21 protein-coding genes and 1 tRNA gene are annotated in these 21,231 nt (G+C 70.1%); 12 read left to right on the plus strand and 10 right to left on the minus strand.

Features of this window, described 5'->3' with window-relative positions:
* Window positions 1–732, plus strand: coding sequence for a phosphotransferase enzyme family protein (locus Q0Z83_RS13910; RefSeq protein ID WP_317794314.1), 732 nt, complete (start codon window positions 1–3; stop codon window positions 730–732).
* Window positions 733–793: 61 nt separating this feature from the next.
* Here the strand turns inward: Q0Z83_RS13910 and Q0Z83_RS13915 are convergent, their stop codons facing one another.
* Window positions 794–4,867: an nSTAND1 domain-containing NTPase gene (locus Q0Z83_RS13915; protein WP_317794315.1), complete on the minus strand. Its 4,074-nt coding sequence runs from the start codon at window positions 4,865–4,867 to the stop codon at window positions 794–796.
* A 56-nt stretch (window positions 4,868–4,923) separates the two neighbouring features.
* Window positions 4,924–5,271 carry a CU044_2847 family protein gene (locus Q0Z83_RS13920; protein ID WP_317794316.1) on the minus strand — a complete coding sequence of 116 codons (348 nt, stop codon included), beginning with the start codon at window positions 5,269–5,271 and terminating at the stop codon, window positions 4,924–4,926.
* A 180-nt stretch (window positions 5,272–5,451) separates the two neighbouring features.
* Between Q0Z83_RS13920 and Q0Z83_RS13925 the strand changes: the two genes are divergently transcribed.
* The gene (locus Q0Z83_RS13925) at window positions 5,452–5,979 is read left to right on the plus strand and encodes a GNAT family N-acetyltransferase (RefSeq protein ID WP_317794317.1); all 528 of its coding nucleotides are present in this window, start codon (window positions 5,452–5,454) and stop codon (window positions 5,977–5,979) included.
* Here the strand turns inward: Q0Z83_RS13925 and Q0Z83_RS13930 are convergent.
* Window positions 5,961–6,902: a hypothetical protein gene (locus Q0Z83_RS13930; RefSeq protein WP_317794318.1), complete on the minus strand. Its 942-nt coding sequence runs from the start codon at window positions 6,900–6,902 to the stop codon at window positions 5,961–5,963. The genes Q0Z83_RS13925 and Q0Z83_RS13930 overlap by 19 nt on opposite strands.
* A 7-nt stretch (window positions 6,903–6,909) precedes the next feature.
* Window positions 6,910–7,509: a DUF402 domain-containing protein gene (locus Q0Z83_RS13935; RefSeq protein ID WP_317794319.1), complete on the minus strand. Its 600-nt coding sequence runs from the start codon at window positions 7,507–7,509 to the stop codon at window positions 6,910–6,912.
* 118 nt (window positions 7,510–7,627) lie between these two features.
* Between Q0Z83_RS13935 and Q0Z83_RS13940 the strand changes: the two genes are divergently transcribed.
* The 3 genes from Q0Z83_RS13940 to Q0Z83_RS13950 all read left to right on the plus strand — a co-directional run bounded on the left by Q0Z83_RS13940 (window position 7,628) and on the right by Q0Z83_RS13950 (window position 10,868).
* Window positions 7,628–7,755, plus strand: a tRNA-OTHER gene (locus Q0Z83_RS13940).
* A gap of 43 nt (window positions 7,756–7,798) precedes the next feature.
* Complete coding sequence (locus Q0Z83_RS13945; protein ID WP_317794320.1) at window positions 7,799–9,934, plus strand: TerD family protein; 2,136 nt, start codon at window positions 7,799–7,801, stop codon at window positions 9,932–9,934.
* Window positions 9,935–10,148: 214 nt separating this feature from the next.
* On the plus strand, window positions 10,149–10,868 hold the full coding sequence (locus tag Q0Z83_RS13950) for a class I SAM-dependent methyltransferase (RefSeq protein ID WP_317794321.1): 720 nt from the start codon (window positions 10,149–10,151) through the stop codon (window positions 10,866–10,868).
* On the opposite strand, the gene Q0Z83_RS13955 is transcribed toward Q0Z83_RS13950, so the two are convergent.
* From Q0Z83_RS13955 to Q0Z83_RS13965, 3 genes are read right to left on the minus strand one after another with little or no spacing between them, the layout of a single operon-like run.
* Window positions 10,837–11,502, minus strand: coding sequence for a hypothetical protein (locus Q0Z83_RS13955; RefSeq protein WP_317794322.1), 666 nt, complete (start codon window positions 11,500–11,502; stop codon window positions 10,837–10,839). The genes Q0Z83_RS13950 and Q0Z83_RS13955 overlap by 32 nt on opposite strands.
* 1 nt (window position 11,503) lies before the next feature.
* Window positions 11,504–14,242: an ATP-binding protein gene (locus Q0Z83_RS13960; protein ID WP_317794323.1), complete on the minus strand. Its 2,739-nt coding sequence runs from the start codon at window positions 14,240–14,242 to the stop codon at window positions 11,504–11,506.
* Window positions 14,209–14,394: a hypothetical protein gene (locus Q0Z83_RS13965; protein ID WP_317794324.1), complete on the minus strand. Its 186-nt coding sequence runs from the start codon at window positions 14,392–14,394 to the stop codon at window positions 14,209–14,211. Before Q0Z83_RS13965 ends, Q0Z83_RS13960 begins: the two co-directional genes overlap by 34 nt.
* A 179-nt stretch (window positions 14,395–14,573) precedes the next feature.
* On the opposite strand from Q0Z83_RS13965, the gene Q0Z83_RS13970 reads away from it, so the two are divergent.
* The 5 genes from Q0Z83_RS13970 to Q0Z83_RS13990 all read left to right on the plus strand — a co-directional run bounded on the left by Q0Z83_RS13970 (window position 14,574) and on the right by Q0Z83_RS13990 (window position 17,733).
* Window positions 14,574–15,017 (plus strand): SRPBCC family protein, encoded by a 444-nt coding sequence (locus tag Q0Z83_RS13970; protein ID WP_317794325.1) that lies wholly within the window; start codon window positions 14,574–14,576, stop codon window positions 15,015–15,017.
* Complete coding sequence (locus tag Q0Z83_RS13975) at window positions 15,014–15,631, plus strand: nucleotidyltransferase domain-containing protein (protein WP_317794326.1); 618 nt, start codon at window positions 15,014–15,016, stop codon at window positions 15,629–15,631. Before Q0Z83_RS13970 ends, Q0Z83_RS13975 begins: the two co-directional genes overlap by 4 nt.
* A 67-nt stretch (window positions 15,632–15,698) precedes the next feature.
* The gene (locus Q0Z83_RS13980) at window positions 15,699–16,418 is read left to right on the plus strand and encodes an FKBP-type peptidyl-prolyl cis-trans isomerase (RefSeq protein WP_317794327.1); all 720 of its coding nucleotides are present in this window, start codon (window positions 15,699–15,701) and stop codon (window positions 16,416–16,418) included.
* A 6-nt stretch (window positions 16,419–16,424) separates the two neighbouring features.
* Entirely contained in the window at window positions 16,425–17,246 is an 822-nt protein-coding gene (locus Q0Z83_RS13985; protein WP_317794328.1) for a hypothetical protein, read from the plus strand.
* 70 nt (window positions 17,247–17,316) lie between these two features.
* The gene (locus tag Q0Z83_RS13990; RefSeq protein WP_317794329.1) at window positions 17,317–17,733 is read left to right on the plus strand and encodes a class I SAM-dependent methyltransferase; all 417 of its coding nucleotides are present in this window, start codon (window positions 17,317–17,319) and stop codon (window positions 17,731–17,733) included.
* A gap of 14 nt (window positions 17,734–17,747) precedes the next feature.
* Here the strand turns inward: Q0Z83_RS13990 and Q0Z83_RS13995 are convergent, their stop codons facing one another.
* Window positions 17,748–18,125 carry a hypothetical protein gene (locus tag Q0Z83_RS13995; RefSeq protein ID WP_317794330.1) on the minus strand — a complete coding sequence of 126 codons (378 nt, stop codon included), beginning with the start codon at window positions 18,123–18,125 and terminating at the stop codon, window positions 17,748–17,750.
* A gap of 100 nt (window positions 18,126–18,225) precedes the next feature.
* Here Q0Z83_RS13995 and Q0Z83_RS14000 point away from each other — a divergent pair, with 100 nt between their 5' ends.
* Window positions 18,226–19,797 carry a GNAT family N-acetyltransferase gene (locus Q0Z83_RS14000; protein WP_317794331.1) on the plus strand — a complete coding sequence of 524 codons (1,572 nt, stop codon included), beginning with the start codon at window positions 18,226–18,228 and terminating at the stop codon, window positions 19,795–19,797.
* Here the strand turns inward: Q0Z83_RS14000 and Q0Z83_RS14005 are convergent.
* On the minus strand, window positions 19,769–19,993 hold the full coding sequence (locus tag Q0Z83_RS14005) for a hypothetical protein (RefSeq protein WP_317794332.1): 225 nt from the start codon (window positions 19,991–19,993) through the stop codon (window positions 19,769–19,771). The genes Q0Z83_RS14000 and Q0Z83_RS14005 overlap by 29 nt on opposite strands.
* Window positions 19,994–20,001: 8 nt before the next feature.
* Complete coding sequence (locus tag Q0Z83_RS14010; RefSeq protein ID WP_317794333.1) at window positions 20,002–20,448, minus strand: AAA family ATPase; 447 nt, start codon at window positions 20,446–20,448, stop codon at window positions 20,002–20,004.
* A 126-nt stretch (window positions 20,449–20,574) separates the two neighbouring features.
* Between Q0Z83_RS14010 and Q0Z83_RS14015 the strand changes: the two genes are divergently transcribed.
* Complete coding sequence (locus tag Q0Z83_RS14015) at window positions 20,575–21,186, plus strand: PilZ domain-containing protein (RefSeq protein ID WP_317794334.1); 612 nt, start codon at window positions 20,575–20,577, stop codon at window positions 21,184–21,186.
* Window positions 21,187–21,231 lie beyond the last annotated feature (45 nt).

Consider the following 21,231-nt stretch of genomic DNA (forward strand, 5'->3'; position numbering starts at 1 on the left):
ATGGGGTGGGAGGCGCTCGGGCGGTGGGGTGACGACGTCACCCGGATCGAACCACTCACCGGCGGCGTCGCCAACGACGTGTGGAGTGTGCGGATCGACGGGCGGCCGGCGGTCGCTCGACTCGGCGGCCGCGGCGACGCCGACCTCGCCTGGGAGACGTCGCTGCTGCAGCATCTCGACCGCGCGGGGTTGACCGTGCCGGTGCCGCTCGCCACGACGGACGGCCGGCTGTTCGTCGACGGTCTGGTGGTGATGACCTACGTGGAGGGCGGGCCGCCCTCCACCCCGGCCGACTGGCGGCGGGTCGCCGACACCGTGCGTGAGCTGCATCGGGTCACGCACGGCTGGCCGCAGCGCCCGGGCTGGCGGTCGTCGCTGGACCTGCTGCGCGCCTCCTCGGGGACCAGGATCGACCTGGACGCGATGCCCGCGGAGGGCGTGGCCCGATGCCGGGCGGCGTGGGCGCGGCTCGCCGGCCGTCCGACGTGTGTCGTGCACGGCGACCTCAATCCGCGCAACATCCGGATGACCGGCGCCCGGGTCGCGCTGATCGACTGGGACGAGTCCCACGTCGACGTCCCCGAACTCGACCTGGCCCTGCCCGGCAACGCGGCGGGCTTCGACGCCGACGCCTACGACATCGCGGCCCAGGCCTCCGCCGCCTGGCAGGCCGCCGTCTGCTGGGACGACGACTACTCGAGAAGGCGTCTCGCGGAGGTGCGGCCGGTTTGATCGGCTGATGGACCCGGAACCGGAACGGTGCCCCGATCCGATGCTCCGGGCCGACCCGCTTTTAATGCGCGCACGCCATACCGGAGTCCCAGTCGAGCAGATATGCCTCCAGATCGTCGGCGCTGAGGTCGTGGCCGACCGCGGCGCAGATCTGTTGAATCATCGTTGTCGCGTCCGGGACGCTGGTATTCCACAACGCGACCGTGTTGTCGGCACTGCCCGTGGCCAGAGTCCTGCCGTCCGGGCTGAACGCCACCGACCAGACCGCGCTGGGGTGGCCGCTGAGGGTTCGACGACTGGTGCCGCCGGCCACGTCCCACAGCCGCACCGTTTGGTCGGCGCTTCCGGTGGCCAGGGTCTTGCCGTCCGGGCTGAACGCCACGGAGTAGACGGTGTCGGTGTGGCCGGTGAGTGGCTGCCGGTCGGTCCCGGTGGCTACGTCCCACAACCGCACTGTGTTGTCGAGGCCGCCGGTGGCCAGGGTCCTGCCGTCGGGGCTGAACGCCACCGAGTAGACCGTGTTGGTGTGGCCGGTGAGGGTTCGACGGCCGGCGCCGGTGGCCACGTCCCACAGCCGTACGGTGTTGTCGGCGCTGCCGGTGGCGAGGGTCTTGCCGTCCGGGCTGAACGCCACCGCGATGACCGAGTCGGTGTGGCCGGCGAGGGTTCGACGGCCGGCGCCGGTGGCCACGTCCCACAGCCGCACTGAGGTGTCGGTGCTGCCGGTGGCGAGAGTCGTACCATCCGGGCTGAACCGCACTGACCAGACCGTGTTCGGGTGAGTGAGCGTTCGGCGGCCGGTGCCGGTGGCGACGTCCCACAATCGCACCGTCTTGTCCTGGCTGCCGGTGGCCAGGGTCCTGCCGTCCGGGCTGAACGCCAGCGAGTAGACCACGTCGGTGTGTCCGGTGAGGGTCCGGCGGCTGGTGCCATCGGCCACGTCCCACAATCGCACCGAATCGTCGGCGCTACCGGTGGCCAGCGATGCGCCGCTCGGGCTGAACGCCAGAGCGAGGACGGAATCGGTATGCCCGGTGAGGGTTCGATCGTCGGTACTCGTGGCGACGTCCCACATTCGCACCGTATTGTCCTGGCTTCCGGTGGCGAGGGTGGTGCCGTCCCGACTGAACGCCATTGAGAAGATCACATTCGTGTGTCCGCTGAGGGATCGGAGGCCGGCACCGGTGGCGACATCCCACAGCCGCACGGCATTGTCCTGGCCGCTCGTGGCCAACGTTCTGCCGCTGGGACTGAAGGCCATCGTGTAGAGCGTGCCGGTTTGGTCGGTACGGATCCGGCTGCTGGTGCCGGTGGCCACATTCCACAATCGCACCGAGTTGTCCCGACTTCCGGTGGCCAGTCTGCTGCCGTTCGGACTGAACCGCATCGCGAAGACCGTATCGGTGTGCCCGGCGAGGATTCGGCGGCCGGCGCCGGTGGCCACATCCCACAGCCGCACCATGTGGTCCCAGCCGCCGGAGGCCAAAGTCCGCCCGTCCGGGCTGAACGCCAAGGACCAGACCGCGTCCGTATGGCCACGGAGGATCCGGCGGCCGGCACCGGTGGCGACCTCCCACAGCCGAACCGTCGCGTCGTGGCCGCCGGTGGCCAGGGTCTTTCCGTCGGGGCTGAACGCCACCGACCAGATCGCGTGGGTGTGGCCGGTCAGGGTTCGCAGATGGGTGCCGGTGGCGACATCCCAGAGCCGGACGCTCTGGTCGACGCTTCCGGTGGCCAGGGTCTTTCCGTCGGGGCTGAACGCCACCGACCAGATCGGGCCGGTGTGTCCGGTGAGGGTTTCCAGATTGGTGCCGGTGGCGACATCCCAGAGCCGGACGGTCTGGTCGACGCTTCCGGTGGCCAGGGTCTTTCCGTCGGGGCTGAACGCGGCCGAGTAGATCGTGTCGGTGTGACCGGTGAGGGTCCGGCGGAGCGGGCGAACCGATTCATAGGAGCTGGTCAGCGCACTGAGTGCGTCATTGGTCGGGTTGGCGCGGTAGGCATAGGCGGCGAGCAGTCCGCTCAGCTCCGGGTTGGCTGACGCGAGAGTCCGGGACTGGGCGGCGAGTTGCCGTGAGAGTGAGATCTGCTGTGCAACGACGGCCTGCTGCCGTTGCCGGACTGCGACGGCCGCGGCGGTGGCCGAGACGACGAGGAGGATGGCCATCGTGCCTATCGTGAGCCTGGTCCGCCGCAGCCGTACATCGGCGGCGCGGTCGCTGGCATCCAGAAAGGCCGCCGTCGTGCTGGGCAGCCGGCGTCTGCTGGACCAGTCCAACCCTTCGGTGAGGTCGGACCCACGGAGAAGATCCGCCTTGTTCGTGGTCGACGACCAGCGGCGGCATTGGTCGTCTGCACGGCGTAGCCATTCGAGGAAGCGTGAGTCCTGATCGATCCACTCACGCAGAGTCGCCCAGTCGCGGATGAGTGAGTCGTGGATCAGTTCCGCCACGGGCGGCGCGCTGGGCCGGCCCGGCTGTCCACGCGTGACGATGAGCGGAGTGGTCGTGGTCAGTGCGTGCAGGACCGCATCGACGGCCGACTGGTCGTGCTGTTCACGATCCGCGGCCAGGTCTCTCAGTTCGTCGAGGGGAACCTGCCGGCGTACTGGGGGAATGTTCCGTTCGGGATCGGCCGGCCGCACGAGGGCGGTCAGCAATCGCCGCGCGATCGGCCGGTGCGCGATGTCGAGTGCGGCGACGCTCTGGTCGCAGCGGCTGGTCAAGCTGCCCGACAGCCTGCCGATTCGCTGGTAACCCTCATGGGTCAGCATGCCCCCGGCGCGATGCTCCCACAATTGCAGCAGAGCAAGTTCAAGCAGCGGCAGAACGGTGATGGGAATCTGCCGATCGTCCTGATCGCCGGCGAGGGATTCGAGGTCGGCGACCATCTGAGCGACGAGTCCGGCCTCGAACCCGAGGCCCACTCGGGCGGCCGGAGAAGCGACGATGTCTTTCGCTTCGGAACGTGTCAGCGATGCCGGCACGTTCACCATCCCGGCGGACACCGACTGCAGGAGTTCCGGTGATGCCGAAGCCAGCTGAGCGTAGAAGTCGTCGCGCATCACCAACACGACGGTCAGCGCACCGGGCATCCGAATCGAATCGTCGAGTTGCCGCAGCAGTCCTCGCGCGTCGGAGCCGCCGGGGACCGCTGATCCGGACGAATCCTGGTGCGTGAAGATCTCCTCGAACTGATCGATGATCAGAAGCAGCCGTGACCCCGAGGGCAGAGAAGCGACGCAAGTACGTATCGCGCCCGCGAGGCCGAGGGTCGACGCACCGGGCAGCCCGGCCTGGTCGAGTTCGCCGAGCAATCCTTGACCCGGGCGTACGGAGATCACCGACCAGGCGTCCGAACCGGCGGCCGCCCGTCCGGCGGAAACCTCGGCCAGCACTCCGGCATTGACGAGGGAGGACTTACCGGAGCCCGAGGGCCCGAGTAGCAACACCGCGCGTTGGGTGAGGGAGCTGACGACCCGCTGCACAGCGGTATCACGGCCGTGAAACCATGCCTTGTGCTCGATTCCGAACGGGGCCAGACCCCGATACGGGCACACCGCCCGCAGTTCCAGTGCCTCGTCGAGCTGTCGCAGAGTCTCGGCCGCCGTCGCGTAAGCCACGCCCGTTCCACGCTGATACTGATCAGCCCGATCGATCTCGGTGACCATGCCGACGACCAGACCGGTCACCTCGTCGATGACCGGCGAACCACTGAATCCCGCGGTCACATCGTTGGCCTCGGCAAGCTGAAGCAAGGGCCCGAGGTCCGCGTCGATCAGCACATCACCGGCCCGTGCGTAGCCGAAACGACCACGTAGCCCGCCGTCCGGCACCCCGAACGCCGACACTCGATGCCCACGAGACTCCGATGCCGATCCCAGCGAAAGCGAGGTGACACCCGCGGGTACATCGGACAGCCGGAGGAGCGCGACGTCCTCCTCCCGCCGCCACGCGCCCGGGTCGATCCAGGCGACCGTTCGGGGAGATCCCGGCAGCCGAGGAAACGCCAGGCACACCTGACCGCCCGGTTCGGCGCCGGCCGCCGCCACGACATGAGCGCACGTGACGGCAACGCCGTTCGCGACGAGAAACCCCACGCCACAGGTAGTTCCGGCAGCGTCGAGCAGTGCCACGATCCCACGGCCACGCTCGTCCACCCCAGGCTCGTGAGCAAGTCCACCGGCCAGGATCAAGGCATGTCACCGCCCGCGTCCGGCGAGCAGATGCCACCTCGCGCCCAACCCAGAGTGACCTTGAAGTGGCACCCCGCCTCACTCTTGGCGACGATCGCGCCTGCCCCGACCGTCAACTTCACCGCGAATTCGACCTTCACTTCATCGGGCCCGGCGGCACGCATCTCCGCCAGGACATCCCTGGACGCCTGAGCAACCGGTTGCAAGACCGTCCGCAGGCTCTCTTTCAGTTCCTCGATCGCATCCGCGGCTCGCCCCACTTTCACCGGACCGGAACCGCTGTCGGCCGCCTCCAGCAGAAGCTGACCGCCGTCACCCAAACCGACCTTCACCAGAGCGGCCATCAGAACTCCATTTCGTATCCCCATGCCCGGAGACTGGCGACATCGAGCCGACAATCACGCGCACGCCATAACGAGTGATTCCGAGTCCGGTTACGAAACGATCGACCTTGGGTAGCCGTCGGCGGCGCCGTGATGTCACTCGAGGTTGCAGGGATCCCGTCGGAGCCGGGATCCTTGGGCGTGCTCACGTTGATCGAACCGACCACCGACCTGCATGCGCAGTGGCTCGCGTCCCGTGACGAGTGGGGCCGCGGGGTGCACCAGCCCGGCAGTGGACTGCGCGGCGGTGACGACGTCGACTCCGCGGAGGGCTTCGCCACCTGGGTGAGCCGGCTGCACCGCGAGGGTGACGAGAGCCTGCCACCGCTGCCCGGGCTCGTGCACGCCGCCTACCGATGGGTCGTCGATCAGGACGGCACGGTTCTCGGGAGCATCTCGCTGAGATATGCGCTCACCGACTTCCTGCTGCTCGCGGCCGGGCACATCGGCTACAGCGTGCGCCCGTCGGCGCGCGGGCGAGGCATCGCGGGCTGGGCGCTCGGTGAGATCCTGGTCGCCGCCCGGAAACGGGAGCTGGAGTCCGTCCTCATCACCTGCGATGTGGACAACACCGCGTCGGCCCGGGTGATCGAGAAGTGTGGTGGCGTGTTGGAGGACGTCCGCGACACCCCGGCCGGTCCTCGCCGCCGCTACTGGATCGCGTTGTAGCTCAACGGCACGGCCGCGACGGCGTCCGGCAGGCCCGCGGCCGGCCAGGAGATCAGCAGGTGCAGGACGTCGCCGGTCGGGCGGGCCACCGCGTACTCGGCCGCCGACACGAAGGAATCGTCGCCGCCGCCGGCGCTCGCCGTGTGCGGCTCGGCCCACACCGCCTCGTCGTCCCGGACGACCGCCACCGCGGCCCCGCCGATGGTGCTCATGTCGTGCGGGATACCGACGGTGGCGAGGCAGCCCAGCTCGAACGACAGCATGTCGCCGGTCTCGGTGAGCCGGTTCAGCACGACGACGGCGTCCTCGCAGCGCGCCAGCACCCGGGGCCCGGCGATGATCCGGCCGGTCTCCGCCTCCGGCTCGGTGGCCGGGAGAACTCCGGCCCGGTGACGCAGCGTCTCCGGCGGGCGGCTGGTGTGCACCGGCGCGTCCCAGATCGAGACGGTGTCCCGGTGCACCGTCGCCCGGGACGGCAGCGGCAGGTCGACCACGGTCTCCGGGAAACCGATCTCCGGCCACGCCAGCACCAGCGACAACCTGTCGAACACCGGCGGCAGCAGGATCAACGTCTGCAGGGTCGGGCCGTGCGTGCCGCCGGCATGGTCACCGCTGAACGACGACGTACTACGCGGGTACACCCAATGGGCGTGACCGGCCTCGTCGAGCCGGCCGACCCGCAGATCAAGGCCTTCGTCGTACGGTGGAAGCAGGTTTCGTGGCGCGGGTGCCGGACCGGTCCGTCCCGCCCGGATGTCGGCCTGCCGTTCGGTCGGGCCACGCCGGTCCAGCGGCCGCCGGGCCATCAGTTCGAGTTCCAGACCGCCGGGCCGGGAGACCGCCCGCAGCACCCCGACCGTGAGCTGCGGATGCTCCGCGATCAGCCCACCGCGGTGGGCGAGGACACCGAGGGTCTGCTCCATGAGCATCTCACTTCGGGAATCGGGGAACCGGCCACGAGGGATCGGCGCGGAACCCGGTGTAGGTGTCGTCGAACGGGAACTCGGCCGCCTCGATCAGCTTGATCAGGCGTTCGCCCTCGGTGCGGATCGTCACGGCCTCGTCGGCGTCGAAGTAGAGCGGGTGACCGATCCGGCCCGCGAACTCGTCCTCGTCCTTCCACCGCCACTCCCGCTGCGCGTCGGCCACCACGTCGAGCACGTGATCGGTGGTCTCGACGGCGTCGCCGTCTCGCACATACGGCGACTCCAGGTTCACATACCAACCGTGGAACACGCCGTCCTGAAAGAACCACCACACCGAGTGGGCGGCACCCGGCGGCATCAGGATCAGCACGTCGTAGTACAGCCAGCCGACGTCGACCAACTCCGGCGCGGCCATCGCGTCCGGCGACACCTCGTGGGCGGTGGTGCCGTCGGCGTCGACGAGTTTGGCGAAGTCACCGCCGACGGGCTGCCACAGCAGCAGCCCGTCCTCGTCGTCGCGGATCACCCGCATGGCCTGCGCCCACATCAGCCACTCGCCGCGAAGGTAACGGCGAGTGATGGTCTGTCCCGGAACGTATCGCATTCGGGCACCGTATCCCGGACACGCCAGCCCGGCGGGACGGCCGCGGTCGGTGTCCGGCTCCGGCGGATCGTCCATAACTCGATGGCCCGCCGCGCGGAGGCCTGGCAAGATTCGCGGCGGGTCGCTAGCTCAACTGGCTAGAGCATTCGGCTGGTAGCACGTCCGCCCTCCGCCTCACGCGGGCATGGGTGTGCTTCCTTCTCCAATGGAATCGAAGGGTTCGGGGTTCGAGTCCCCGGCGGCCCACTTCGAAGCGGAAAACACCGCCGGCGGGGGACGGAGGACTCACGTGCACGAGAAGACGATCATTCAGAAGACGCTGCGCGTGCCCGCGAGCAACGGGGACGGCGGCGACGGTACGGCCGTGGCGCGGCAGCTCGACGCCGCCCTGCTCGACGTCGGGTTCGCGGCCTCCCGGGCGCTGCTCGACCACATCGGCGGGCTCGCACCGGCACCGGCCATGGACCTCGCCGCGACCGTCGTGTCCGCGGTTCGGGAACTGGTCGGCGACCACGTTCGGCACAACACCTACTTCATCGCGTTCCCGGACGGCGTACCGGACACCATCGCGTTCTGGTTGGAGCGGATGCAGGCCGCCGCCCTGATCGGCGGCGGCGACACCGTCCGGCCCGAATGGGTCAACCTCCTCGACCTTCCGGGGTACGGCTCCTACCAGCACACCTACGCCGACATGCTGGCCGTCCACGACGAACTGATCGCGTCGGCCGGTGACCGGCTGACCGTGCTGCACCTGGGCGACACCGCCGAACGCGAGGCGCAGCGGCTCTACCTGCAGATGGCCGGCAGCGTCACGCCGCTCGGTGCGGCCGACCTCGCGATCCTCAGCGAACTCGCCCTCACCTGCGCCGACGGCCCGCAGCCGGACATCATCCCGGTGCGGGAGAACCGGGCCGTCCTCAACGGCATCCGGATCGTCCTCGGTCGACCGCTGGTCGCTGTCGACACCGTCACCGACGTGCTGCGCCTGGCCTGCCAGGTCTCCGGCGGCGACGTGTCGCTCGCCGAGCCGACCCGGTTCCGTGCGTTCCGACGCCCGGAACGGCGGGTGCTGCTCGCCGCCCTCGACACGGTCATCAGCGCCAACCCGGCCAAGCTCGCCGACGTCGCCCGCTATGCGGAACGATGGAAGCGGCTCGGCGAACGGCTGCACCCCCACGAGTACGCCCAGTGGCCGCAGGCCCAGCAGGTGTTCACGGTCGCCCGCGGCGAGCGGAAAGTGCCGACCCTGGCCGGCCGGGCCGAGACGGCGATCCACGCCGGCGACGTCGCGAAGGCGGCCCGCGTCCTGTCCGCCGCTCCGGGACTGCTGCTGCGCTCGGCCGACCGGCTGCTGCGCACGGCATCAGCGCCCGAACAGTCGACCATCGTCGACCTGGTCACCGGCGCGCTCGGCTCGGCGTCGGGACGGGTCCTGCTGTCGCTGCGCGAGCACGTCGCCAACCGGCTGACCCCGGACATCGCCCGGATGTACGTGAACCGGTCCCAGCGTGCCTGGGTCGGCCCGGACACCCGTGCACCTCTGCCGGCCGACCTGGTCGGCGAGCTGTCGGCGCTGCTCGACGACGCGATCAGCAGCCGGCTGCCGGTGTGGGACCGTCCACTGCTCATCGACCCGGACGTGCTCGACGTCGCCCTGCCGCTGTCCGGCAAGGCGTCCGAGGACGGCTTCGCGGTGCTGCCACGCGGCTCGCGGGCGCCGGTCTCCGGTGAACTGCTGCGGTTCTTCATGTACTGGCGACAGACCGAACGGCACACCGACTACGACCTGTCGATGCTCCTGCTCGACGACGAGTTCCACAGCGCCGGCCAGGTGTCGTGGACGAACCTGCGGGGCAACGGCATGGTCCACTCCGGTGACATCACCAGTGCGAAGGACGGTGCGACCGAGTTCATCGACGTTCCACTGACCGTCGACGCCCCGTACGTGGTGCCGCAGGTCAACATCTTCTCCGGCGAGTCGTTCGAGAAGGTCGCCGAGTCGATGTTCGGCTACCAGACGCGAACCAGGAAGCAGAAGGGCGCGCCGTTCGATCCACGGACGGTTCGGGCCCGCTCGCAGATGCGTGGCCGGGGCCGGGTCGCGCTGCCGATGGTGTTCGCCCGTGGCGAGACCGGCTGGCAGGCGGTGTGGCTGCACCTCTACCTGCAGGGCCACCCGGCGTTCAACCGGGTCGAGGGCAACGCCTTCACCACCGCGCACCGGGTCCGCGCCCTGCTGGAACGGCAGTACCTGACGGTGTCCTACCTGGTCGACAGGTGGCCGACGCCGGCCGGGGTCACCCTCTGGGACGGGGTGCTCCCGGACGAGCCGGTCACCTACCTCGGCATCGAGGCGCCGGACGGGCTGCCGGACGGATCGGAGATCTACACGCTGGACCGGCTCGGTGAGCTGATCCCCGGATGAGGTAATCGACCACCGAGGTCATGCGGGCGCTTCCTTCTATTTCCGTTCAATTCGGGAACCTCCGCTCTGCGGAGGCTCTGGCGCACAGTGCCCGCGCTCTCCTCGGCCCGTGGCCGGCGGCTCCTGCGAGCCGCCGGCCACGACCCTGTTCGTGTCCCTCCGCCGCACGTGTAGGTTGCAGGGCGGTCCACGGTGTACCGAATGGGGGATTTTCATGTCTTCTGATCTGCATGCGGCGTCGTTCGGCAGCGCGGCCGCGGCCTACGAGCGCGGGCGCCCGCCCTACCCGGCCGAAGCGGTCGCGTGGGCGGTGCCGTCGCAGGCCCGCCGGGTGCTGGACCTCGGTGCCGGCACCGGAAAACTGACCCGCGCCCTGCTGGCCGCCGGGTTCCACGTCGACGCCGTCGAGCCGTCGCCGGAAATGCGTGATCAACTCGCGGTCTCCGCCGGTCAGGCTTCGATCTTCGAGGGTACGGGGGAGAACGTCCCGCTTCCCGACGCGTCCGTCGACGCCGTCGTGTGTGCACAGGCCTGGCACTGGGTCGACCCGGCACGGGCCGTCCCGGAGATGGCCCGGGTGCTCCGACCGGGCGGCACACTGGCGCTGATCTGGAACATCCGCGACCACACCGAACCGTGGGTGGCCGCCCTCGACGACGTCCTGCACCGGCACACCCGGCAGGAGATCGACACCGCCCCGCCGATCGGCGGCCCGTTCAGCGAACCCGAACACACCGAATTCCGCTGGCGGCACACCCTGAACCGGACCGAACTGCTCGACATGGTCACCTCCCGCAGCTACGTCATCCTGCTGTCGGAAACCGATCGTCAGGCGCTGCTGGACGGGGTCCTCGCCCTGGCCGACAGCCACGGCCTCGGCGACGAGTTCGACCTCCCCTACGTCACCCGCTGCACCCGGGCTCGACTGCGGTGACGACCAGCGAGATCTCCCCGAAGTAGGCGAGGTCCCACACCCCGACCGGCTCACCGGGCAGGAAGTCGCGGCTCAGCGGCTTGCCACCCGGATCCCACGGCCGGTCCAAGTAGGGCGACCAGAGGTGCTCGCGCAGCCGCGGATCCTCGATCGTGTCGAACTCGGCCGGCGGTGGACTCTCCGGAACGGGGAAGATCGCCTCCAGCCGCTCGGCCGGGGCGGGTCGCAGCCCGTCCGGCCCACGACGGCCGCGGATCGCGGTGAGCAACGCGTCGTGCAGGCTGCCACCGGTGACGACCCGGTGGGCGACGGTCACCGACACGTCGTCGCCGGCCAGGGCGGCCCGGGTGAACCCGTGCCCGGCCAACTCCCGCCCGGAGACGGTCCGGACCGCATCAGCGACCTTGTTGGAGTCGGGCCGCGCCCCGAGCGCCTCGGCCAGCGCCGACTCCTCCAGGAACTCGATCTCGAACACCGACCGGTCCTGGTCGAACTCCCAGTCCGGGCTGAGCGCGAGATCGGGCGAGAGACTGTTCAGGTAATACAGCACGTACTCACGGCCGGCGTCGAAGTCGTCGACCGGCCGCCCCAGCATGATCGTGAACGCCGCCGCCAGGTCCTGATCCCATGCCATCTCAGCGCCGCCCCACCAACTCGCCCACCTCGGTACGCGAGGACACCCCCAGCTTGCGAAGAATGTTCGACACATGTACCGCCGCCGTCTTGGGGGAGATGTACAGCCGCTGCGCCAGCTCGGTGTTGGTCAACCCGTCACTGATCAGCACCGCCACCTCCCGCTCCCGGGGCGTGAGCGCGGCCGGACCGGTGACCGCCGCTGGTGCGTCGGCCGGAGCCATGCCGAGCTGAGCCCGAACCCGTTCGAGTTGCGCGACCCGCCAGCCACCCCACCCCGCCAGCAACGGAACCGCCGCCTCGACCTGCTCCTGCGCCTCGGCCCGCTTGTCCGCCGCGAGCAGACACCGGGCGGCGCTCACCCGCACCGTCCCACGGACCGCCGGCCCCAACGGGTTCGCCTCGGTGATCGACAGATAACCGGCCAGCGCCTGGGCGTGCCACCCGTGTGCCTCGGTGACCTGCGCTTCCACCAGCATCCGGTGCGCGTCCCACACTTCCGAATCCAGCAGGGTCGCCGCCATCCGGTCCAGATCGTCGGCGGGCAGCCCCAGCTCCAGCGCCGCCGAGATCAGGTCGTGCGCCTGCTCGCCGCTGCGCCACACCTGCCCCTCCAACGCGGTGACCAGCTCGGCGAGCGCGGCCTCGGCCCCTGGCCGGTCATGCCGGCGACACGCCAGATGAAACGTCAGGCCCGGAATCACGGTCGGCGGATTGTTCGGCAACGCGGCCAGATCGGCGATCAACTCCTCCACCAGATCCAGGTCGCCGGACTCCAGCGACAACCCGGCCAGGAACACCCCGTGGAAGTCGGCCCACCGGCCACGACGACGCAGGCTACGGTCCTGGGCCCGGCCCTCCTGCAACGCCGCGATCGCCGCACCGAGGTCACCGGCCCGCAGCGCCAACCGGGCCCGCCCCTGGAAGTAGGCAGCGACCGACAGCGACTCGAACCCGGCCCGCTCCGCGTTGACCCGCATCCGCTCCAGGATCTCGGCATGCTCCGTCGACGACGTCGGCGGCTCACCCTGGACCAGCACGTTCAGCGCCCGCGCGGCGATCACCCACTCACCGGCCTGCTCCGCCTCGTGCACCAGCGTGGACAGGATCTTGCTGCCGTCGGCGGCCGTCTGCGGCCATTCCGACATCGCCGAACCCTTCTCCAGCAGAGCGGTCAGCCGCACACTCGGCAGGTCGAACTCGTCGGCCAGCGCCAGCGCCCGGTCCGCCCACAGCAACGCCGTCTCGGTCTCGTCATACAGATACGCCGACTGGGCGATCGCCGTCATCGCCCGCGCCTGCCCGGCACCCGGCGGCAACTGCGCGATCAGGTTTTCGATGTCGGCGGTCAACGCCCGCACCTCGGCCGCCTCCCGCGACTCCCACGCCAGCCGGACCAGCAGATACAGCGCCTCCGCCTGATCCGACGGATCGTGCGCCTGCTCCCGCCAACGACGCCCGTGCCGCAACGCGTCGTCGAGCAGACCCGCCAGCCACGCCGCCCGCGCCGCCGCACCGAGCAACTCCGGGTCGTCGGGCACCTCGTCCAGACCCATCTCGGCCAGTTGCAACGCCTGATACGCCGAGCCGATCGACAGGTACAGCCCGGCGCCGTGCCGCGCCGCCGCGATCATGTCCTCATACCGGCCCGCACCGCGCGCGTGGTGCGCCACCATCGCCGGATCCGAACCGCCACCCCGCAGCAGGACGTCGAGCGCCGCCTCGTGCAGCCGCCGCCGCTGCCGGCCCAGCATCTGCCCGGCGATCGCCTCCCGCACCAGCGCGTGCCGGAACGCGAACTCGTCCTCACCCGACTCCACCAGCACACCCCGCGTCACCAGGTTGCGCAGCACGGTGATCAGCTCGTCCTCACCCGTGCCGGTCACGTCGGCGAGCAGATCGAACAGGATCCGGTGACCGAGCACCGTGGCCGCCTCCACGATCCGGTGGCTGACCGGATCCAGATCCTCCACCTGACGCCGCAGCACATCGGCGAGACTCCACGGCAGCGGCTGATCGACGAGCGCCTCCAGGTCGTGCCCCGGCAGGGCCCGCAGCAGCTCCTCGAGGAAGAACGGATTACCGCCGGTGCGCTGGTGCAGCGCCGTCGCGGCACGAACCGGCGCGGGACTCCCGGTGGCCGCCGCCAGCAGCGCCGCCGTCTGAGCCCGCGACAACCGATCCAGCCGGACGTGGGTGACGGCATGCCGTCGCTCGAGCTGGGCCAGCAGCCCCGCCACCGGCTGCCGGCGAGTCACCTCGTCCGGCCGATACGTCCCGATCAGTAGTCGTGGCCCGTGCTGGTCGGCGATCCGCTCGAACAGCGCGGCGCTCTCCGAGTCGGCCCAGTGCAGATCCTCGAACACGATCACGGCGGGGGAGTCTCCGATCAGGTCGGACAGGATCGCCAGCCCCGTATGCAGCCTCTCCACCGGACTGCGCTCCGCGTCGGACAGCGCCGCCAGCCGAGCGTCGTCAACCGCCGGGCGACCGTCGATCGCGTCGAGCAACACCTCGTAGGGCCGGGCCAGTGACCCCGGCTCGGCCTGCCCGACCAGCACGATCGTCTCCGCCGCGACGACATCCAGCAGCTCCTGCACCAGCCGGGTCTTCCCGATCCCCGGCTCACCGGCGATGATCGCCACCGCCGGCTCCCGGGATTTCGCGAGCTGCGTCAGCCGACGCAGCTCGCTGGCCCGCCCGATCATCACCGGGCTGGCACCACCGCGGTTGGTTCGCACGGCGACAGCGTACCGGCGAGCCGACCGCGTGCCTTACGCCCACGGCGCAGCAGCCGGGCACTGGACAGCAGCCGCTCCCGATCGGCCTCCGCGATCATCTCGCGGTTGCGGTCGTGCGCCAGGTTGAGCATGAGTTCCGGGTTCGCGAACATCGCCATCTCCTCGTTCTCCGTCGATGCATCAATCGTCGTCGGTAAGGAGGTCCGGCACATGCGGCGGCGTTACCTATCTTCCCAGCTCAGAAGGGTTTAGAGAGGGCGTCCAAGCCGCCTAGGCATACCTAGGTGGTACTTACCTGGACACCCCGGCGGGCCTGTGCTCGGATAAGACGGTGCGCTTCGACATCGACACGACAGCCACACCCGAGCAGGCCCGGCAGGCGTTCACCGACTTCACCGGCCGGCGCACCCTGATCTGGCACAAGACCCTCGACCCGCGGCGGTACGAACTACGCGAACTCGGCGACACCTGGGCGGTCGCCCGCGAGAGCACGTCCGGCTCCCCGTTCTGGGTCGTCGCCCGCTACGACTGGTCCGACCCGACCGAGATCCGCTGGACGGTCGAGCAGAGCAGCTACGGCGGCGGCGGAACCGGCCTGGTCCGCATCACCCCGGCCGGCGACGGCGGCAGCCACGTGCACGCCGAGTGGACGACGACCGGAGCCCGCCCCCTGCAGCGACCCCTGCTGTTCCTGATCCACCACGGCCCGATGCCCCGGCTGATCGCCCGCACGTGGGTCGACGCCCTGAACGGTTGCGCGAGGTTCCTCGAGTGAAGAAGCTGTCACCGGCCGAGCTCGACGGCCTCGGCGCCCGATGGGCGTCCTGCTGGAGCCCTCACCAGGTCGCCGAGCGCCTGGCCGGGGTGACGACACCCTGGTATGTGGCGGCCGGTTGGGCGCTGGACCTGTTCCGCGGCGAACAGACCCGCCCGCACGGCGACATCGAGATCGGCATCCCCGCCGCACGCTTCCCGGAGATCCGCGACCGTTTCCCGGGATACGTCTTCGACGCGGTCGGCAGCGGATGCGTCGGCGAGAACGCCACACCCGAGCAGATCGCGGCCACCCACCAGACCTGGCTACGCGACCCGGCCACCGGCGACTACCTCCTCGACGTGTTCCGCGAGCCACACCAGGGCGACACCTGGATCTGCCGACGAGACGAGACCATCCGATCGCGGTACGACCAGATCATCCGCCACACCGAGGACGGGCTGCCGTACCTCGTACCGGAGCTGGTCCTGCTCTTCAAGGCCAAGAACCCGCGCCCGAAGGACCAGGCCGACTTTGACGGAACCGTCCCGCTCATGACCCCGCAGCAGCGTGCCACCCTGGCCGGACTCATCTCCCGAGTCCATCCGGGCCACCGCTGGCTCGCCCACCTGTGACATCTTTCCGTGGGAACTCGGGTACCGGCTGTGAACAACTCTCAGCTGAGTGTCGTATCGTCGGCGCGTGCCCGAATCCGCAGTGAGCCGCGACAGCGCGGCCGCCAAACGTGCCGTTGCCGCTCCGTCCCGACGTGGCGCCGCCGGACCGCCGCTCAAGACCAAGGCGGAGAAACGCGCCGAGGCCAAGGCCAACAAGGCACGCGCCCGGGCGATGCAGAAGCGCCGACAGACCCTGTCGGTCGTCGGTGCCGCGCTGGCCGTGATCGCCGTCGTCGTCGGGTTCGCCCTGTGGATCGGCAACACGCCCACCGGCACCACCCCGACCACCGAGTCCACCAGCGCCGCCGCCCTCGACCCGGGCGCCGCCGCCACCCCGACGGCCGTCGCGTTCCCGCCGGTCCCCGCGGGCGCCGACCCGGCCCTGAGCCGGAAACCCGAGGCGAAGGCCGGCACCGGCACGGTCAAGGAGCTCAAGACGACCACCCTGATCGAGGGCACCGGCGCCGCCGCCCAGGCGGGCCAGACCATCCAGGTCAACTACGTCGGCGTCACCTTCGCCGACGGCAAGGAGTTCGACGCCTCCTGGGAGCGCAAGGAGGCGTTCAGCTTCCAGCTCGGCGCCGGCAACGTCATCCAGGGCTGGGACAAGGGCCTGGTCGGCGTCAAGGTCGGCAGTCGGGTCCAGCTCGACATCCCGGCCGACCAGGCGTATGGCGAGAATCCCGGTGAAGGCCGCCCGGGTGGCGCCCTGCGCTTCATCGTCGACGTCCTGTCGGCGGCCTGACCGCCGGTGCGGGTCACCACGGCGATGCGGTCCGGAGACCCGGATCGCATCGCCCTGCTCGACAAGTCCGCGACCATCCTCGACGACGCGTCCTCGGCGGCCCTGCTGACCTGCCGCTGGACCGACGACATCGTCGAGGTACGAGACTCCGGCGACGGCACCGCGATCGTCTACACGCGCGACGGCCTGGAACAGCGGGCACCGGCCGGTGTGCATACCTGGCCACTCGCCGACGTGGACGCGGTGCTGCTGATGACCAGGGAATCAGCCGATGCCGTCGGCCACCTGACCTGGCACGACCTGTTCGAACTCGTCGCCGCCGACGGTGTGCAGGCGCTCGTCGATCAGGCCCCCACCGCCGGGACCGGCCGGGCCGCGGTCCTCGTCATGACCGAGACCTACGAATCGCATTTCCGGCGCGAACCGCCGTACTCCACGCTGGGAGCCGCCGAGCGGGCGATGGACCGCGGTGACTACACCACCGCCTACGACCTGTTCACGTCCATCGGCGCCGACCAGCCACCGGACGCGGTGTACACCGCCCGGCTCGGCGGCTGGGACGCACTGGCCAAGGCCGGACGATTCGAGGAACTCGCCGAGATCGCCGAGACCGACCACCGGGCCCGCCGCCGTCTCGACCGTCACCTACACGACCTGGGCCGCGCCGACGACCTGCGAACCCGCGCCGCCGCCAGCGATGCGACCGCCCTCTACCAGCTGATCCGGCTCCTCCGGTCCCGAGGGGAGCACCAGTCCGCCCGCAGCGCGGTCGAGGACATCGCCCCGGCCGACGAGTACGCCCGCGAGCTGGCCTGGTCAGATCGGTGAGGTCGCTCGAAGATCGAGCGGCGTCGGCCCCTTTTACCTGCTCGTTAGAGTGCACGCGCATGGACCGCTATTGGGAGACCACCGGAGCGTCGAAGACCTTCACGCACCACCCGCGCTGAACCACCCGCCGGCGAGTTTCGAGCTGATCATGCTCTTCGCCGTGCTCACCTGCGTCCCGTCCGACACGGCCCAACGCGAACTGACCGCCGAACTGCATCGACTCCTGGCCCCCGGCGGTGTCCTCTACGTCAGCGACCTGATGCTGCAAACCGACGACCACCACAAAGACCGATACCACCGATCCCCGGCCGGTACGCCGTACGGCGTCTTCACCACCACGGACGGCGCCGTCTGCCGACACCACGACCGCGAGCACCTCCGCGGTCTGCTGGCCGACTTCGACCTGACAGCCGAACGCCGACTCGAGGTGCCGACGATGAACGGCAGCCGGGCCACCGCGGTGCAGCTGCTGGCCCATCGCCGATAGCGGCGTCCGGGCTCCTACCGGTCTGTCCAGCCTCGGGAGTTGCAGGGCGGGCCGCAGAACACGGTGCGACCGTCGGCCAGGACGACCACTCCGGAACCACCACACTGCGGGCAGGTGCGGGTGCCCGGCCGACGCTCCGGCATCAGATGACGCAGCTCCGGGAAACGACGAGCGGCTTGGACGTACGCGAGGTCGCGCTCGGCCGAGGTGGCGGCCAGGGGAGCACCGTCGTCCCGGTCGACGAAGACGTCCCCGTTCGGAGCCAGCAGGTAGAACTCCCACAGCGAATTGAAGACGGCGAGCAGCCCGAGCGTCCGGGCCTGCGCCGCTCCCGGATCGTCCGAAGCGGCCTGCGCCTCGACCAGACGCGAGAATATCTCCTCCGAAATCACAGGCCGCACAGTACGACCCACGCGCTGCCGCCCGGCCGCGGTTCCGCGCCGGCGTATGCGCTGCGATGGTTCAACAGCTGCGATGGTTCAGAATCTGGTCATGTCCAGCGATGTTCCGCCGTTCGGGGAGTTGGTGATCCGCCGCTACGAGCAGGCTGACGCCGGGGCGACGCGGCGGGTGTTTCATGCGGCCGTTCATGGCACGGCCAGCCGGGATTACACACCCGAGCAGGTTCAGGCCTGGGCCCCGGCCGACTTCGACGAGGTTCGGTGGCGGGGGCGGCGCGCGGCCTCGTACACCTATGTCGCCTGTCTTGACGGGGTCGTCGTGGGATTCAGCGACTTCACCGATGACGGGCTGTTGGACATGCTCTTCGTCCACCCCGACGCCGGTGGCCGTGGGGTGGCTCGCGCGCTGGTCGACCGTGTTCTGCGGGAGGCGACCGCGGCCGGGCACCGGCGGCTGCGGGTGCACGCCAGCCTGACCGCCCGGCCCGCTTTCGAGCGCTTCGGGTTCGTCGTCGACGCCGCCCGGGTGGTCGAGGTCCGTGGGCAGCGGCTGCGGAATTTCGACATGAGCATTGCGCTGACGACACCGGGGCGACCCCGGGCCGGCCGGCTCCGGCATGATGGCCCGATGGTCGACTGGGCGACGTTGCGACATGCGTACGGGTCGGCCGAGGACACCCCCGGGCATCTGACGGCGTTGCGGTCGGCCGATGAGGAGGAACGGCGGGTGGCGTTCGGGGAGTTGTACGCGAGCATCACCCATCAGGGGAACCGATACTCGGCCAGTGCTGCCGCCGTGCCGGCCTTGCTGGAACTGGTCGCCGATCCGGCCGTACCGGATCGGGATCTGCTCCTGTATCTGCTCGGGCTGATCGCGGTGGGTGCCGACGCGGCGTGGCTGCCCGGCGGTGTGCGGCGTGATGAGCTCGGCCCCGATGAGGCCGGTGCCTACCACGCGGTGGCGAGCGGGCTGCCGTTGCTCGACACGTTGACCGCCGAACCGGAACTCGCGGACTCCGCCGCCTATCTGCTCGGCTGGTATCCGGGGCGGCCGGAGTCGGTGCCCGTTCTGGCCCGGCTGAACACCCCGACCGCTCTCGTCGCGCTGGGACTGCTCGGTCTTGCGGAGGGCGTGCCGATCGCCGAGCGGGCGCTGACCGACGAGCGGCCCCTGATGCGCTGGGCGGCGGCGGTCGCCCTGGCCCACCTGCACGATGACGGCGGCCGGGCGGAACTGCTGCGCTGGGCGACCGGAGACCATCCGACCGAACCGACCATCGGCTACCTGAACGGCGACGTCGCGGGGCTGGCGTTGCTGTCCCTGGAATCGATCGTCGAGGACGTACTCGAACCGGCCTTGGTCCGCCTCGCGCACGTCAGTGCCGAGCCGGCGCTGACCACCATCGGGGTGCTGCTGCGGCAGGCGTTTCCGGGCGGGCCGATCGCGGCCGGAACCGCCTTCCCCGAACTCACCGAGCGCCGGCGGCGGGTGGTCCGGGCGCTGGTGGACACACCCGGCGCCTGGCTCTACGACGGCGTGGACTTCACCAACGTGAGGCTGCTCATCTCCGACTACGGGCTGCCGCACGGGCGTGACCGTCTCCGGGCCTATCTCACCACCGGATCCGGACCGGTCATCGTCCCTGGTGAGCGGCTCTCCTGAGAAACATCACGGTGCCCACGCCGGTGGCGGCCCCGATGACGACGACGAACGGCGACGGATCCACGCTGCTCGTCTGCTCGATCGCCAAGCCGGTCAGCGCGGCGAGCGTGGTGCCCAGGAAGACGAGGCTGAGCGCCGTGACGGCCGCCCGCCGCTGTGCGACCGCGAAGAGACCGGCAAGGGACGAACGGATCATGACCGGAATCACACCACGCCGACGGCGAGGGCCGCGATGGTGTCGGCCAGGTCGGTGACCGGGCGGCGCCCGTCCAACTCCAGCGTGGCGCCCCGCCGCAGCAGGGGCTCGACGGTGCGCAGGTTCTCGGCGATCTCGGCCCGCTGGTCGGGTGTCCGGCCGTAGGGGTTCGGCCTGTCGACGACCCGGCGCAGCAGGACCTCCAGCGGGGCGCTCAGCAGCACGACGTGGTGGAAGCGGTGATAGAACCGGCCCTGGTTCGCCACGGTGCCGGAGACGATCACGGTTTCGTGGGTGGTCAGCAGGGCGGTCATCCGGGGCTCGTCCCACGTGCCGTCGGGTGACTCCCAGCCGTCGTAGTCGGTGTCCACGGTCAGGTGGCCCCGACGCCGCAATTCGTCGAGGACCGTCGTCTTGCCCGCCCCGGACATGCCCGTCACCAGGATTCGCGCCATCGCCGCATCCTATGAAAGGCGACACTGAAGCGGCTGCCGTCGGTGATCCGGAGTGCGTGACCCCGCTGTGCCGTTACCGTTCCCGGTGGGAGGAACCGGCCGTCCAGCACGAGAGAGCCGACGAACATGGGCAGCACTACCGAGATTCCGCAGCCGTGGGCTGTCCCGAGCGTCACCGTGTCGATCGGTGGTGGGGAGGCGCGCACCTGCCGGGTCAACCGGGAAGTCGACGGCACGCTGCGGCTGGGGCTCACCGTGTTCGCGATGGTCGGCGTCGACGTCAACGTGCTGTGGACGCAGAACGGCAAAGGGTTCAGCATCACCGGGACGGTGGTGGCGCCGCCCGCGAACAGCATGCCCGGTGTGTACCTGCGGGTCGACGAGATCACCAGCGGCATCGAGCGGCGCCGCAACGAGCGGATCCCGGTCGAGGTGCCGGTCGTGGTCGTGCTGCCGTCGGGGCACCTGTTCCCGGGCCGCACGATGAACCTGTCGGTCGGTGGGGCCCACGTGGTCGTCGATCTGGACGACGTCGGCGACGACGCGCTGATCCGGCTGTCCGAGGACCTGACCCGCGGCGCGCAGGTCCACCTGGAGGTCCTGCTGCCGGCCGGGTCGGTCGACGTGACGTGCCAGGTCGGTGGTGGCGGTGACGAGTTGGGTGACGTGCGGCTGCTCTTCGTGGAGGTGAAACCTCAGACACGGGCGCAGCTCAACGCCTTCCTGGACGGGCCGTGACCGGCCCCTTCCACTTCTAAGCTATATCGGAGGTGGGCTCTTGCC

This window comes from Actinoplanes sichuanensis, assembly GCF_033097365.1.
GTDB classification, from domain to species: domain Bacteria; phylum Actinomycetota; class Actinomycetes; order Mycobacteriales; family Micromonosporaceae; genus Actinoplanes; species Actinoplanes sichuanensis.

Coding starts and splice junctions, on each gene's coding strand:
- Q0Z83_RS13910 (WP_317794314.1), top strand. CDS start 1: ATGGGGTGGGAGGCGCTCGGGCGGTGGGGTGACGACGTCACCCGGATC.
- Q0Z83_RS13920 (WP_317794316.1), bottom strand. CDS start 5,271: ATGGCCGCTCTGGTGAAGGTCGGTTTGGGTGACGGCGGTCAGCTTCTG.
- Q0Z83_RS13930 (WP_317794318.1), bottom strand. CDS start 6,902: ATGGAGCAGACCCTCGGTGTCCTCGCCCACCGCGGTGGGCTGATCGCG.
- Q0Z83_RS13935 (WP_317794319.1), bottom strand. CDS start 7,509: ATGCGATACGTTCCGGGACAGACCATCACTCGCCGTTACCTTCGCGGC.
- Q0Z83_RS13950 (WP_317794321.1), top strand. CDS start 10,149: ATGTCTTCTGATCTGCATGCGGCGTCGTTCGGCAGCGCGGCCGCGGCC.
- Q0Z83_RS13955 (WP_317794322.1), bottom strand. CDS start 11,502: ATGGCATGGGATCAGGACCTGGCGGCGGCGTTCACGATCATGCTGGGG.
- Q0Z83_RS13965 (WP_317794324.1), bottom strand. CDS start 14,394: ATGTTCGCGAACCCGGAACTCATGCTCAACCTGGCGCACGACCGCAAC.
- Q0Z83_RS14000 (WP_317794331.1), top strand. CDS start 18,226: ATGTCCAGCGATGTTCCGCCGTTCGGGGAGTTGGTGATCCGCCGCTAC.
- Q0Z83_RS14005 (WP_317794332.1), bottom strand. CDS start 19,993: ATGATCCGTTCGTCCCTTGCCGGTCTCTTCGCGGTCGCACAGCGGCGG.
- Q0Z83_RS14010 (WP_317794333.1), bottom strand. CDS start 20,448: ATGGCGCGAATCCTGGTGACGGGCATGTCCGGGGCGGGCAAGACGACG.
- Q0Z83_RS14015 (WP_317794334.1), top strand. CDS start 20,575: ATGGGCAGCACTACCGAGATTCCGCAGCCGTGGGCTGTCCCGAGCGTC.